This window comes from Janthinobacterium sp. GW821-FHT03C08 (assembly GCF_059420905.1).
On the sequence record NZ_JBWKUP010000006.1, the window covers coordinates 317,254 to 331,026 of the forward strand.

15 protein-coding genes are annotated in these 13,773 nt (G+C 66.7%); 9 read left to right on the forward strand and 6 right to left on the reverse strand.

Annotated features, from left to right (window positions below; genetic code table 11):
• The first annotated feature begins 39 nt into the window (after positions 1 to 39).
• The 3 genes from AC07VL_RS10800 (at position 40) to AC07VL_RS10810 (ending at position 3,297) form a co-directional block, all read left to right on the forward strand.
• A complete protein-coding gene (locus AC07VL_RS10800; protein WP_494805829.1) occupies positions 40 to 432 on the forward strand; it encodes a DUF2946 domain-containing protein in 393 nt (130 codons plus the stop codon).
• Positions 433 to 520: 88 nt separating this feature from the next.
• Positions 521 to 2,599, forward strand: coding sequence for a TonB-dependent receptor (locus AC07VL_RS10805; protein WP_494805830.1), 2,079 nt, complete (start codon positions 521 to 523; stop codon positions 2,597 to 2,599).
• Between the two features lie 38 nt (positions 2,600 to 2,637).
• A complete protein-coding gene (locus AC07VL_RS10810) occupies positions 2,638 to 3,297 on the forward strand; it encodes a hypothetical protein (RefSeq protein WP_494805831.1) in 660 nt (219 codons plus the stop codon).
• A gap of 25 nt (positions 3,298 to 3,322) precedes the next feature.
• On the opposite strand, the gene AC07VL_RS10815 is transcribed toward AC07VL_RS10810, so the two are convergent.
• Positions 3,323 to 3,478: a hypothetical protein gene (locus AC07VL_RS10815; RefSeq protein ID WP_494805832.1), complete on the reverse strand. Its 156-nt coding sequence runs from the start codon at positions 3,476 to 3,478 to the stop codon at positions 3,323 to 3,325.
• A gap of 313 nt (positions 3,479 to 3,791) precedes the next feature.
• On the opposite strand from AC07VL_RS10815, the gene AC07VL_RS10820 reads away from it, so the two are divergent.
• From AC07VL_RS10820 to AC07VL_RS10840, 5 genes are all read left to right on the forward strand, one after another.
• Positions 3,792 to 4,124, forward strand: a complete 333-nt coding sequence (locus tag AC07VL_RS10820; protein ID WP_494805833.1) for a hypothetical protein — start codon at positions 3,792 to 3,794, stop codon at positions 4,122 to 4,124.
• Between the two features lie 135 nt (positions 4,125 to 4,259).
• Positions 4,260 to 5,591, forward strand: a complete 1,332-nt coding sequence (gene dsdA / locus AC07VL_RS10825) for a D-serine ammonia-lyase (RefSeq protein ID WP_494805834.1) — start codon at positions 4,260 to 4,262, stop codon at positions 5,589 to 5,591.
• Positions 5,591 to 6,511 (forward strand): DNA-binding transcriptional regulator DsdC, encoded by a 921-nt coding sequence (gene dsdC / locus AC07VL_RS10830; RefSeq protein ID WP_494805835.1) that lies wholly within the window; start codon positions 5,591 to 5,593, stop codon positions 6,509 to 6,511. Before dsdA ends, dsdC begins: the two co-directional genes overlap by 1 nt.
• A gap of 43 nt (positions 6,512 to 6,554) precedes the next feature.
• Complete coding sequence (locus tag AC07VL_RS10835) at positions 6,555 to 7,367, forward strand: ferritin-like domain-containing protein (RefSeq protein WP_494805836.1); 813 nt, start codon at positions 6,555 to 6,557, stop codon at positions 7,365 to 7,367.
• A gap of 415 nt (positions 7,368 to 7,782) precedes the next feature.
• Positions 7,783 to 8,007, forward strand: coding sequence for a hypothetical protein (locus tag AC07VL_RS10840; protein WP_494805837.1), 225 nt, complete (start codon positions 7,783 to 7,785; stop codon positions 8,005 to 8,007).
• Here the strand turns inward: AC07VL_RS10840 and AC07VL_RS10845 are convergent.
• Positions 7,961 to 9,088, reverse strand: coding sequence for a DNA topoisomerase IB (locus AC07VL_RS10845; RefSeq protein ID WP_494805838.1), 1,128 nt, complete (start codon positions 9,086 to 9,088; stop codon positions 7,961 to 7,963). The genes AC07VL_RS10840 and AC07VL_RS10845 overlap by 47 nt on opposite strands.
• Positions 9,089 to 9,198: 110 nt before the next feature.
• On the opposite strand from AC07VL_RS10845, the gene AC07VL_RS10850 reads away from it, so the two are divergent.
• On the forward strand, positions 9,199 to 9,582 hold the full coding sequence (locus tag AC07VL_RS10850) for a YkvA family protein (RefSeq protein ID WP_290602778.1): 384 nt from the start codon (positions 9,199 to 9,201) through the stop codon (positions 9,580 to 9,582).
• Positions 9,583 to 9,592: 10 nt separating this feature from the next.
• Here AC07VL_RS10850 and AC07VL_RS10855 read toward each other — a convergent pair whose 3' ends face one another.
• The 4 genes from AC07VL_RS10855 to AC07VL_RS10870 all read right to left on the reverse strand — a co-directional run bounded on the left by AC07VL_RS10855 (position 9,593) and on the right by AC07VL_RS10870 (position 13,632).
• Complete coding sequence (locus tag AC07VL_RS10855; protein WP_290602782.1) at positions 9,593 to 9,754, reverse strand: hypothetical protein; 162 nt, start codon at positions 9,752 to 9,754, stop codon at positions 9,593 to 9,595.
• Positions 9,755 to 9,843: 89 nt separating this feature from the next.
• Positions 9,844 to 11,025, reverse strand: coding sequence for a serine hydrolase domain-containing protein (locus AC07VL_RS10860; protein ID WP_494805839.1), 1,182 nt, complete (start codon positions 11,023 to 11,025; stop codon positions 9,844 to 9,846).
• A 108-nt stretch (positions 11,026 to 11,133) separates the two neighbouring features.
• Entirely contained in the window at positions 11,134 to 12,429 is a 1,296-nt protein-coding gene (locus AC07VL_RS10865) for a cation:proton antiporter (protein WP_494805840.1), read from the reverse strand.
• 51 nt (positions 12,430 to 12,480) lie between these two features.
• Entirely contained in the window at positions 12,481 to 13,632 is a 1,152-nt protein-coding gene (locus AC07VL_RS10870) for a mechanosensitive ion channel family protein (RefSeq protein WP_494805841.1), read from the reverse strand.
• Positions 13,633 to 13,773 lie beyond the last annotated feature (141 nt).

The following is a 13,773-nucleotide window of genomic DNA, read 5'->3' on the forward strand; positions in this document are numbered from 1 at the left end:
CGGCTGGGCACGGGGCAGGGCGGCCGTTATAATGCCGCCATGTTTATTCGCCAAGGCCGCGCCGTCGTCGTCCTGTGGATCGCGTGCTTCGCCATCCTCATGGCCGCGCTCGCCCCCACCTTGTCGCGCGCCTTCACGGTCGCCAGCGGCCAGGCCGTGCCCAGTTTCGAGATCTGTTCCGTGGCGGGCGGCATGAACATGCTGCCCGTGAAGTTGTCCACTGAGGCACCCGATCCCGCCCAGGGCGCCATGCGCATGGATTGCCCCTGCTGCAGCATGCACGCGGCCACCCTCGATATTGCGCCCACGACGCTCGTGCTGGCGTCCGGCGAAGTCCTCACGGGCTTGCTGCCCCTGCTGTTCTACCAGTCCGCCACGCCCCTGTTCGCCTGGACGCCCGTCCAGCCCCGCGGGCCGCCTGCCGCTTTCTGACCTGTCCACTCCCTGAACTGCCTTGCCTCGCACCCCTCGTGCGCTGGCGGCCGTTCGTCTTGCCCATACAGAATCTGAAAGCAGCACCATGAAACATTTTCCATTCATCATTTCTTTTGTTATCGCCATGCCCGCCCTGGGCCAGACCCGCAGCGAGCCGGTCTTGCCTGAGATGAAAGTCATCGTCACGGGCGTCAAGGACGGCTACCGTCCCGCCGCCGACACGGCGCTGATGCTGTCGAGCACGCCAGGCTACAGCGTGGCGGCCGGCGGCGGCGTGTCCGGCTTGCCGGTGGTCAATGGTTTCGCCGATGAGCGCCTGAAAATCCGCATCGACGGCATGGAACTGGCGTCCGCCTGCGCCAATCACATGAATGCGCCGCTGTCCTACATCGACCCGCAGCAGGTGCAGCGCATCCGCCTGATCGCGGGCGTCACTCCCGTCAGCATGGGTGGCGACAGCATCGGCGGCACCATCGACGTGCAGTCGCTGGCGCCCGTGTTTGCCCAGCCCGGCGCGGGGCTGCTGACGCAGGGCAGCCTGGCCGTGTCGGGACGCAGCGTCAACAACAGCGTGGCCACCAGCGTGAACGCGTCGGCCGCCAGCGATACCCTCAGCATCGGCTACAGCGGCGCCGCCACGCGCGGCCACAGTTATGAAGATGGCCATGGCAACACTGTCTTGGCCAGCATGTTTGAAAGCATCAACCAGGCCATCGTGCTGGCGGCGAAAGGCGATGGACAGCAGCTGACCCTGCGCGCCGGCGTGCAGCACATTCCCTACCAGGGTTTCCCCAACCAGTACATGGACATGACGGACAACCACGGCCAGTTCGCCAACCTGGCCTACCAGGGCCCGTTTGCCTGGGGCGTGCTGGACGCGCGCGCCTACTGGCAGCAGACGGACCATGAAATGGGCTTCTTCACGCCCGAGCGCACGGGCACGATGCCGATGCTCACGCACGGGCGCAACACGGGCTACGCGCTGATGGCCAGCTTGCCGCTGGCTGCGGGCGAGTTGCGCCTGGGCCAGGAATGGCACGGCTTCCGCCTCGACGATGTCTGGCCGGCCGTGCCCGCTTCCATGATGATGGGGCCGCGCACCTACCTGAACATCAACGACGGCAGGCGCGAGCGCACGGTGCTGTTTGGCGAACTGGAAACGCGCCACGACGGGCGCTGGACGAGCGTGCTGGGCCTGCGCGGCGAATCCGTGCGCATGGAGTCGGGCGCCGTGCAGTCGTATGGCACGAACATGATGAACATGGCCGATTCCATGGCCGCCGCCGCCTTCAATGCGCGCAGCCGCCGCCAGCGCGACACGAATATCGATGCCTCGGCGCAAGCCACTTTCACGCCGGACGCTGCCAGCAGCTATGCATTCGCGCTGGCGCGCAAGGTGCGCTCGCCCAGCCTGTACGAGCGCTATTCCTGGGGCCGCGGCTCGATGGCCATGACCATGACCAACTGGTTTGGCGACGGCAACGGCTACGTGGGCAATATCGACTTGAAACCGGAGACGGCGTACACGGCGGCCTTCACGGCCGACTGGCATGGCGGCGGCGAGGAGGGCTGGTTCCTGCGCGTCAACCCCTACTACAGCAAGGTCGACAACTACATCGACGCCGACGTGCTGGCGTCTTTCCACCCCTACATGCAGATGGGCGCCCAGGGCAACTTGCTGCAGTTCGCCAACCACGATGCGACCTTGTACGGCGTCAACCTGGCGTGGCAGCTGCCGCTGGCGCGCAGCAGCCAGTGGGGCAGCCTGAGCGCCAGCGGCAACGGGGCCTGGACGCGGGGCCAGCGCAGCGATGGCGGCGACCTATACCGCATGATGCCGCTCAACGCCGTGTTCGCCGTCGAGCACAGGCTGGGCGCCTGGAGCAGCTGCATCGAAACGAAGGTGGTGGCCCGCAAGGACAGGGTTGATGCGCGCCGCCTGGAGCGGGAAACGGGCGGCTACGCCCTCGTCAACGTGCGCAGCAGCGTGGCGCTGGGCAAGATGGCGACGCTGAGCGCCGGTGTCAGCAACCTGTTCAACCGTGCCCATGCGGACCCCCTGGGCGGCGTCTACCTGTCGGGCCTGAAGGCGCAGGGCGGGGCGCTGCAAGCCTTGCCGGCCGAGGGCAGGTCGATCGACGTGGGCTTGCGGCTGACCTTCTGAGGCTGGCCATCGGCGACGGCGCCTTCCTCCTGCCGCCCATGCCGCAGCGGAAGGCGCCCGCCGGCCCGGGGCGCAGCCTGCACGGCGGCTGGCCGCTGGTGATCCTGCATCTATGTTTCTTCTTGGAAATTTGTTATGCTCGCTGGCGCCCGCTTCAGGCGCCTGGCACGCGGCGTTGTCCGGCCGCCGTCCGGCGGGCGTGGGCGGCAATCAAGGTGGCTGCCAGCCACGGACCATCAAGGATGAATACTTTGGCAATGAAAAAGATCGGCTGCTGCTTGTCGCTCGCTGTGCTGTTGGGCGCCTGTGATGTACATGTTGGCTATTATGAAAAGGACTGGAAAACGGCCGATGCGGCCGCAGATGTTTTTCATCAGTATTGGACGCAGGGCCAGTTTTCTGCCATGTACGCCATGTCCGGCGAGCTGTTAAGACAGCACCAGACGGAGCGTGACTTCATCCAGGCCGCCGAACAGGCGATGCAGATCTATGGCCCCATCAAGGAATCGCACCAGCTCAGGGCAGCCTGCGTCCTGAACCAGGTCAGACTGGTTTACCAGACCGATTTCAGGAATGGGAAGGCCAGCGAGCGCATGCTATGGCAGGTGCGCGATGACAAGGCGGAACTGCTCAGCTATGAAATCGTGCCTGGCGAAGTGGATGCCAGCACGCTGCCGGATTCGAGCTGCTCGAAATAAGACGGCCATTGCCGCAGGCACGGTATCAGCGTGCACATTCCGCCTTCTTCCGCCGCGAGCCCGTCAGCACGCGCAGGGCCGTGGCGATGGGCACCTTGTTCTTGGCCAGGTAGGCGGCCGCCGTGGCCGTGTCGAGCATTTCCTGGAAGATGATGCCGACCTCGACCTTCTGAGCCGTCAAGTCATCCTGCCTTGCGCAGTCCCTTGTTTCCATATCCGGTATCGTGATTTTGTCATTCGTGGAGCGCATTTTTGCCTCGGTCATAAAGAGAAAAATGTCTCCTTTTTATTTGCATTAAAGATAACTTATTTTTATGCTTTTGTGGAAACTTTTCTTTAATCGATAGTGCATCCAAGAATTAAATTTAGCTATCGGCAGGGCGCCGGGCTCTTGCTTTTGGATATTGCTTAGAAGAACATTTCATTGCATAGTAGTGCCTGCAAAAGGGGATGCCGTGCATGCAATGGCGCCCCGCAGACAAGGAGACGAGCCCATGCAAGTACCGAATACGGAATGTGAATTTACCCTGCCCATCGGCTATCGCGACGCTGATGGCAACCTGCATCGCAACGGGATAATGCGGCTGGCGACGGCCGGCGATGAAATCCTGCCGCGCAAGGACCACCGGGTCCAGGCGAACCCTGCCTATCTGATGGTCCTGGTACTGGCGCGCGTCGTGGTGCGGCTGGGCTCGCTCGATATCGTCAATTCCAAGGTGATCGAAGATCTGTTCATGGCCGACTACCATTATCTGCAGGCGCTGTACCACAACATCAATGGCGTGGAGGGCGATGGCGGCAGTGGCGGCGCGCCCGCGCAGCGCTAGGCAGGCGCTTGCCAGCCTGCATGCGGCTGGCCCGGCGCACAGATGACGCCAAGTCATCCATTGCCTGATGAACCATCCTTTGCCAGCAGCGTCCGGATGCGGTCTAATCATGGCTTGATCCTTCACGAGCTTGCCATGTTATCCACTTCCGCCATCGCCGCCTTGCGCGCGCAATTTCCCCTGATTCATGAACTGGCGGCCTTGCAGCCCCTGAGCTGGTTCAATCCCGCCATCGCCCCAGCCGCCGAAGCCTTGCATGACGTGGGCCTGTCGGCCGGCGACGTCATGGATGCCAGCGCGCGCCTGGCGCGCTTTGCACCCTACCTGGCCAAGGCTTTCCCGGAAACGGCGGCCAGCGGCGGCGTCATCGAGTCGCCCGTCGTGCCGCTGCCCGCCATGCAGGCGGCGCTGGGTTTGGCGTCAGGCGTGACGAGCGGTCAGCTGTGGCTCAAGCTGGACAGCCATCTGCCCATTTCCGGTTCCATCAAGGCGCGCGGCGGCATCTACGAGGTGCTGAAGCACGCGGAAATGCTGGCGCTGGACGCCGGGCTGCTGAAGGAGGGCGACGATTACAGCCTGCTGGCCAGCGACGCCGTGCGGGCATTCTTCGGCCAGTACGCGATTGCCGTCGGCTCCACCGGCAACCTCGGCTTGTCGATCGGCATCATGAGCGCGAAGCTGGGCTTTCGCGCCACGGTGCACATGTCGGCCGACGCGCGCCAGTGGAAGAAGGATACATTGCGCAGCCACGGCGTCACGGTGGTGGAGTACGCCACCGACTACAGCGTGGCCGTCGAGGAAGGGCGCAAACAGGCGCAGGGCGACCCGGCCTGCCACTTCGTCGACGATGAAAATTCGCACGATCTGTTTCTCGGCTATGCGGTGGCCGGCCAGCGCCTGAAAGCCCAGTTCGCGGCAAGCGGCGTCGCGGTCGATGCGGCCCATCCCCTGTTCGTTTACCTGCCGTGCGGCGTGGGGGGCGGCCCCGGCGGCGTGGCCTTCGGCCTGAAGCTGGCCTTTGGCGACCATGTCCATTGCATCTTCGCCGAGCCGACCCATTCGCCCTGCATGCTGCTGGGCGTGCACACGGGCTTGCACGAGGGCATCAGCGTGCAGGACATCGGCATCGACAACGTCACGGCCGCCGATGGCCTGGCCGTGGGCCGCCCGTCCGGCTTCGTCGGGCGGGCCATGCAGCGCCTGATCGACGGCTACGCCACCGTCACGGATGAAGAACTGTACCGCTTGCTGGCGACGCTTGAGCAAACGCAAGGCTGGCGCCTGGAGCCGTCCGCCGTGGCCGGCTTCGCGGGCATCGCTGCCGTGCTGGCGGCGCCCCAGTACCAGCCGCACCTGGCGCAGGCCACGCACCTGGTGTGGGGCACGGGCGGCAGCATGGTGCCCGAGGCGGAAATGGCCGCCTACGTGGCGCGGGGCCGCGCCTTGCTGGCGCCCGGAGCCGACTGATGCCGGCCGGCGCGCAACGCATGGCCACGCTGACGGCCAGCCAGTTCGCCAACCTGCACACCTTCCGCGTGGCGGCGCGCCATGCCAGCTTCGCGCTGGCGGCGCAGGAACTGGCGCTCACGCCCAGTGCCGTCAGCCACCGCATCGCGCGCCTGGAAGCGGCCCTGGGCCTGCGGCTGTTCCAGCGCCTGACGCGGCAGGTCAGGCTGACGCAGGAGGGCGAGCGCATCTTCGCCGCCCTGCAGGCGGGCTGGGACGGCCTGCATGCGGCCCTGGCCGGCGGCGACGTGCTGGCCGGCGGCATCACCGTGCATGCGCGCCCCTCCATCGCCCAATGCTGGCTGGTGCCGCGCCTGGCCGGCTTGAGCGCCTTGTATCCCGACGTGTCGCTCGACTTGCGCGTGGGCAATGACAGCGTGGACTTTCGCGCCGGGCAGGTGGACCTGGCCCTGCATTACGGCGACGGCAGCTTTCCCGGCCTCGCGTCGCGCCCGCTGATGGATGAATGGCTGGCGCCCGTCTGCAGCCCCGACTATGCGCGCCGGCATGGCTTGCCGGGCGCGCCGCACCAATTGGCGGACGCGACGGTGCTGCACGACACCCTGGCCTGGCCCGCCTGCGCGCCCGATGCGGAATGGCGGCTGTGGCTGGACGCGCAGGCGCCCCAGGTGCAGTTGCCCCCGCGCAGCCTGCGCTTCGACCGCGCCGACCTGTGCGCGCAGGCGGCCATCCACCACGCGGGCGTGGCCATGGGCCGGCGCCGCCTCGTGCAGCCGTGGCTGAACAGCGGCCAGCTGGTGCTGCCGTTCGGCCCATTTGCCTTGCGCAGCCCGCAGGCGTACTACCTCGTGCATGCCGGGCGGCCGCTGCCGGCGAGAGTGCAGGCGCTGATGGACTGGCTGCTGGGGCAGGCAATTTGATACACTGCGCCCCTTGTTGAAGAACCTGCCCGAAAGAACCGCCATGCCGTCATCCCCACCGACCTCCGCCGCGCCAGCGGAATTGCGCGCCTGCGCGCTCGCTTGCTTGCTGGAAGCGGACCCGGCAACGAAGGTGGCGATGGTGGCGGCCATGGCCGCGGCCGGCCTGGCGCTCGACGCCAAGGCGCCCCTGGCGCCGTCCGGTCCCGTGCCGGGCCGGCCCGCACGCCCGGAACTGGTGCCGCCGCGCCTCGTGGGACGGCGCTCGATGATCACCCCGGAAGGGCGCGCCATGCTGGTGCACGCCCTCGCGCATATCGAGTTCAACGCCATGAACCTGGCGCTCGACGCCCTGTGGCGCTTCCCGGACCTGCCGGCCGAGTACTACACGGACTGGCTGCGCGTGGCCAAGGAGGAAGCCACGCATTTCGCCATGCTGCAGGCGCACCTGCAGGTGCTGGGCCATACGTATGGGGATTTCCCCGGCCACGACAGCCTGTGGGAAATGGTCGACAAGACGCGCGGCGACGTGCTGGCGCGCATGGCGCTGGTGCCGCGCACCCTGGAAGCGCGGGGACTCGATGCGATTCCGCCCCTGCGCGCCAAGCTGGCGCAGGCGGGCGACCTGGCCGCCGCCGCCATCCTCGACATCATCCTGCGCGACGAGGTGGGGCACGTAGAAATCGGCAACCGCTGGTACGGCTACCTGTGCGATCAAAGGGGCCTGGAGCTGCGCGCCACGTACGCGGCGCTGGCGCGGCGCTACGAAGCGCCCACCCTGCGCGGTCCGTTTAACCTGGAAGCGCGGCGCCGGGCCGGGTTTTCCGAGCTGGAACTGGCCGACCTGCCGTCCTGACCGGTATCGCCGGGCGTGACGGTGGCGCCCGCGCCGATGCCGCCGGCCAGCGCGACTTTCGGCAAGGGCGGCTGCGTGGGATCGTTGGGCCCGCCGCAGGCGCACAGCAGCAGCGCCAGGAGCGCTAACGGCGTCTGTTTGACGAAGCGCATGATCGTTCCCCCATTGACGGGCGTGAAAGGTGCCCGGGAAGGAGGTCAAGCAGGAAGCATTCCTGGAGAAATTGGGCTGCTAAAACAAGGACTTGGGCAGTGGCTGGGGGACGGATGTCAAGTTTTCCGACAGCGAAAGATGGGCCGGGCGCTGTCAGCGCTGTCCTACCCATCTTGTCGAAAGCGTCTGATTGTATGCCTTGTGGAAACACGCGATGATCGTGTTCATGCTGCAACAGCCAACCAGTCCGACGGAGTATGCGATGCACAAGACGATCCAGCCGTTTCACCTGAACAAGCCCTTTGCCCTGATCTGCCTGTTCACCATGTCGACCCTGGCGGCCAGCATGCTGCCGGCCGACGGCGGTGCCGACGCCGGCCCGGCGCCCGTGGCGCGCGAGGCGGGGCACGATACCTTGCCGGCCTGCCGCAGCGATGCCCTTACGCTGTCACCCCATTGCCAGCCCCGGCCGGCGCGCCAGGCTTGACGGGAGCCGTGCCTTGCAGGCGCTGCTGCAGCAAGGCGAGCACGGCCGCTTCCTCCGGCGTCAGCGCATGCAAGTCCCCGCGCAATTCCTGCCGCGCCCGCGCGCGCATTCCTTCCAATAAGCTGCCATCCAGGTAGGACTCCAGCACGGCCGGGTGCACATAGCATTTGCGGCAGATCGTCGGCGTGTTGCCCAGCTTTTTCGCCACCGATTCGATGGCTTGCACGATGTTTTTCTTCGCCTGCGCCGCCGAATCGACCTGCTCGAACGCCTGCAGTGCCAGCGCGGCCAGCAGGGTGCCCGACCAGGTGCGGAAATCCTTGGCCGTATAGTCCTCGCCCGTCGCGGCGCGCAGGTAGTCGTTGACGTCGCCCGAATCGACGCTGTGGCGCTCGCCGGCATCGTCGACGTATTGAAACAGTTCCTGCCCCGGCAAGTCGCGCATGCGCTGCAGCACCCTGGCCAGGCGGCGGTTGCTGAGGCGGATGTCGTGGCGCACGCCGCTCTTGCCCTTGAAGTGGAATTGCACGGCGCTGCCCTTGATGTCGACGTGGCGCGTGCGCAGGGTGGACAGGCCGAAGGACTTGTTCGCGCGCGCATATTCTTCATTGCCGATACGCATCATCGTCAGTTCCAGCAGGTGCACGATGGTGGCCAGCACTTTTTCGCGGGGCAGGCCGGGCAGCTGCATGCCGCGCGCGACGGCGGCGCGGATGGCGGGCAGGGCGTTGCCAAAGCTGAGCATGCGCTCGTACTTGACGTCATCGCGCACCTGGCGCCAGCGCGCATGGTAGCGGTATTGCTTGCGGCCCCGCGCATCGCGGCCCGTCGCCTGCACGTGGCCGTTCGCGCGCGGACAGATCCACACATCGGTCCAGGCGGGCGGAATGGCCAGCGTCTTGATGCGCGCCAGGAGATCTTCGTCGCGCACGGGCTGGCCGTCCGCATCCGCATAGCGGAACTTGCCGGGCTTGCCCAGCCGGACGATGCCGGGCTGGTGGTCGCCCGTGTGGCGCAGGCCGGCCGCGCGCGCCGTGGCGTAGGCGGGAACGGTGGTGCTCGCTGGTGTCTCCATGTTCATGCTTGATGCTCTCCGCGGTGTTGCCGCCTGGCGCCGCCGGCCTGCGCGCGCGCCGCCATTATGCTAAGGTGCGCGTACGGAAAGCCGTGCGCGGCACACAGGAGCAGCAAATGTTTGGTAAAAGAAAGAATCTGGAACAAGACCACGCCCCCAAGGCCGGGCAGCAGTATGAAAAAAAATATACCGATGACAGTTTTTGGGACAAGGTCGTCAAGTTTGCCAAGACGGCGGGGCGCGAAGTCATCGAAAAGGCCCTGTGGCTGTATTACGCGGCGCAGCAGCCGAATACGCCGCTGTGGGCGAAGACGGCCATTTACGGCGCGCTCGGCTATTTCATTTCGCCCATCGACGCGATTCCCGACATCACGCCCGTCATCGGCTACGCGGACGACCTGGCCGTGCTGGCCGCCGCCGTGGCCACCGTCGCCACCTACATCACGGCCGACGTGAAACTGCGCGCGGCCGAGAAGCTGCAGGGCTGGTTCGGCGCCTGAGCCGGCCAGGTCAGGCCGCCGGCGCCGGCTGGCCCTTGACGGCGTTGCGGTAGCGGGCCCTGGCCTCGGCCTTCTTGACGGCCTCGCTGGCAATGTTGTGCGCCTTCATGCGGGCTTTTTCGCTCTTGCTGCGCTGCTGCGCCACGTCCTTGTTGCCGATGCGCTTGGTCATGCCGGTCTCCTCTGTTGAAATAACGTTTGACCAGCACAGCATACGTTCTTGCCCGGATGCTACCGTGCGCCCGTTCACACAAGCGGCGCCTATTTTGCCGGCACGCCACTGCCGCCGCGCGCCAGCAGGCGCCGCACGACTTCTTTCTGAAAAGTACGAAATTCCTTGTCGGCGCTGACGTTGGCAAAGGCCAGCACGGCCGTCCTGCTGGCGCGGTCGATGCAGACGAGCGTGGCGGCGCCGGGATCGTTGCCGTGCAGGGTGGCCAGCGCGCTGCCGTCGACATCTCGCAAGACCCATGCCAGGGCCTGGCGGGCGGCCAGTTCCGCGGGCGGCAGGCTGGCTTCCTGCGGCGCGAAACACAGCTGCAAGGTGGCTTCCTGCAGATAGCGGTGGCCGCCGGCCCGGCCGCCGTTGCTGAAGATTGCCAGGAAGCGGGCAAAGTCGTGCGGCGAACTGCGCAGCAGGCCCGCCGGCCAGTCCGGATAGCCGACGGGCGGCAGCGCCTGCAGGCCCGCGTCCTTGTGCGCATAGGGCGTGGCGACGACGGCGCGGCGGGGCAGGCTGGCCAGGCTCCAGGCCGTGTTGTCCATGCCCAGCGGCTCGAACAGGTGTTCTTGCGTCCAGGCATCGAGGCCGTCTGGCTGCAGCCGGCCCACGAGGTAGCCCAGCAGGGCAATGCCCACCTTGCTGTAGCGCCATTGCGTGCCGGGCCGGGCGGCAAAGGACAGGTCCGCGTCATACCAGGCGCCGCCGCGCGACAGGTAGCCCTTGACGAAGTCGCGCAGGGGCAGGCGCGGGTCGCCCTGCACGGAAAACGTGGCCGTCTTGTCATACACGGCATCGGAAATGCCCGAGGTATGGCTGAGCAGGTGGCGGAAGGTGATGGGCACGTCGGGAAACTTCGGGTGCATGAGGGGGAAGTCCAGGTAGGCCGCCACCTTGTCGTCCAGCTGGAAGGCGCCCTGTTCCAGCAGCATCATGACGGCCGTGGCCGTCACCAGGGTGCTGACGGCAGCCAGGGGAAACACCGTATTGGCATCGGCTTGCCTGCCCGCCCCGATATCGGCCCAGCCATAACCACGCGCGAACAGGGTCTGCTCGCCGCGCACGACGGCCACGCCCATGCCCGGTGTTTCCGTGCGCGCCAGGCCGTCGCGCATGAAGGCGTCAAATTCCGTTTCCCACGCGAGCCTGGCCGGATCGGTGGCACATCCTGTTTGCAGCAGGGCCAGCGATACACCCAGTCCCAGCACACTTCGTCGTTTCATTGCTTCTCTCTTGGCCGTTTTTAATTATCTTAACAATATTTCCCGATGGGCCACGGCCAATTGACGAAACTTTGCTATGCGGCAAAGACATGCCGGCTTCTCCTGTGCTCATTTGCGCCAGTAGCGGGCCAGCAGGGGCTTGACCGTCAGGCCGTGCGCGATGATGGACAGGATGATGACGACGATGGTGATATTGGCCAGCTCGCGCGCCAGGCCGTGCGGCAAGCCATGCGCGATGGCATAGCTGAGGTAATACATGGAACCGATGCCGCGCACGCCGAACCAGGCGGCCAGGCCCCGCAGGCGCAGGCTGGTGCCCGAGGCCAGCAAGCCCAGCATCACGCTGGCGGGGCGCGCCACCAGCAGCAGGAACAGGGCCACGCTCCACGCCTGCCAGCTCCAGGCGGCGGCCGTGGCGGCGCCGCCCAGCAGCAGCACGAGGGTCAGTTCGGACAGGCGTTCCAGGTGTTCCTTGAAGACGAGCGATTCGCCGCTGACGGTGAGCGGCGCCTCGCTGTCGTGCGGTTTTATCGCGGACACGGCATGCGTGTCTTCCGCCTGCAGCAAGCCTTGCCGGTCCGTCGGCGCGCCGGCCAGCATCAGTTCCGTCTGGCGCAGGGCCACGCCGGCAAAGTAGACGGCGAGGAAACCCCAGGCGTGCAGCCACGTGGCCACGCCGTAGACGAGGGCGATCAGGCCCAGGCCCGCCAGGTCGTCCAGCACTTCGTGCTTCGGTTCCTTGCCCCGCACTTGCCAGCCCAGCCAGGCCAGCAGCGCTCCGCCGGCCGCGCCCAGGGCGATGGCGCCCGCGCTGGCCCACAACAGGTCGCGCCACAGCCAGGTGGCGCCGTGCGGTCCCAGCTCGTGCAGGCCCAGCAGGCCCAGGCCCAGCATGACGAAGGGAAAGCCGCTGCCATCGTTCATGCCCGCCTCGCTCGTCAGCATGAAGCGCAGCTGTTCACTGTCGCCCGGGTGGCGCAACTGCACATCCGTGGCCAGCACGGGATCGGTGGGGGCGAGGATGGCGCCCAGCAGCACGCCCGCGCCCGGCGTCATGCCCAGCACGAAACAGGCGAAGGCGGCCACCAGCGCCACGGAAATGGCCATCGACAGCCAGGCCAGGCGCAGCGACGGCAGCCAGCGCGCCAGGCTGAAGGGCACGGGCATCTTGACGCCGGCGGAAAACAGGGAGATGAGGACGGCGATTTCCGCCAGGGTTTCCAGCAGGGACGCCTGCTTGACGAGGTCCAGCGCGAATACGCCGAGGAACATGGGGCCCAGCAGCAGGCCCACGCCCAGGTAGGCCATGGCCGAGGTAAACGGCAGGCGCGCGATGCTGGCGGCGCCCAGGCCGCGCGCCAGCATCAGGCAGCCGATGAGGATGAACCAGGCGGTGGTGCTCATGCGGTCCATTGTAGCGGCGCGCGGCGCAGGGCAGCGCGCCGCACGGTGTGGTCAGGCCTTGTGGCGCGGCACGCTGGCGTTCTGCGCCTGCATCGCGTGCACCTCGTGCAACTCGTGCACTTCGCGCGCCTCGTGCAGCTCGATGGGGTCGTGCGTGGCGCGCAAGCGGGGCAGGCCGTGCGGATAGTGGGCCGTGATGAAGGCCAGCATCCGCTCGCGCACGATGCAGCGCAGCTCGAAGGCCAGGCCCGAATCGGCCGCGCTGATCAGGAAGCGCACGCGCACGGCCCGTTCGTTCGAATCCGTCGCCTGCACCGTGCAGACCCGGCCATCCCATTGCGCGGCCCCTTCGCAGATGCGCGCCAGCTCCGCGCGCAGCGGTTCGAGCGGGATGCTGAAATCGAGCCACAGGAAGACCGTGCCCAGCAGGGTGGACGAGCTGTGCGTCCAGTTCTCGAACGGATTTTCGATGAACCACTGCAGCGGCACGATCAGGCGGCGCTCGTCCCACACGCGCACGACCACGTACGTGCCCTTGATTTCCTCGACCTTGCCCCATTCGCCATTGACGATCAGCACATCGTCGATGCGGATCGGTTGCGAAAACGCAATTTGCAGGCCGGCAATGAAATTGCCCAGCACGGGGCGGGCGGCGATACCGGCCACGAGGCCCGCCACGCCGGCCGAGGCCAGCAGGCTGGCGCCGATCTGGCGCGCGCCGGGCAGGGTCAGCAGCACGAAGGCCAGGCCCAGGATGACGACGATGGCGTGCGCGCTGCGCGTGAGCACGCGGGCCTGGGTGATCAGGCGGCGCGCGCGCAGGTTGTCGGCCACGTCGACGGGATTGACTTCGGAAATGGTGAGGGACAGGGCCTGGATGCATTGCATGGCCAGCCACGTCAGGGCCACGATGAGGGCCACGCTGGTGACATGCGACATGGCAACGAGGCCCGGCGTGTCGTCGGGCGCGCCGGCCAGCACCATGCGCAGGCCGAAGACGATCACGCACAGCTGGCTGGCGCGGAAGGCCACGCGCGTGGCATTGGTGGTGAACGGGCGGCCATTGGCCAGCCTTCTCAGCAAGCCGATGCCGGCCCGGTGCACGCCGATGGCGACGACGCTGACGAGCAGGGCGGAGACGAGCACGGTCAGCGCCGAGCGCAGCGGGCCTCCCATCAGCGAGTGGAACGTGCCGAGATCCATAGGCGAAAACTCCTTCTTTATGAGTGAAATGGATGCAGGAAGCCCGTATTTTACGGGCAGACGGCAACGCGGGGGTGTGCGTTGCCGAACGGATAAGCCTGACGGGAGGAGCGATACTGGCAAAAATTGCTGCGCTGCGCC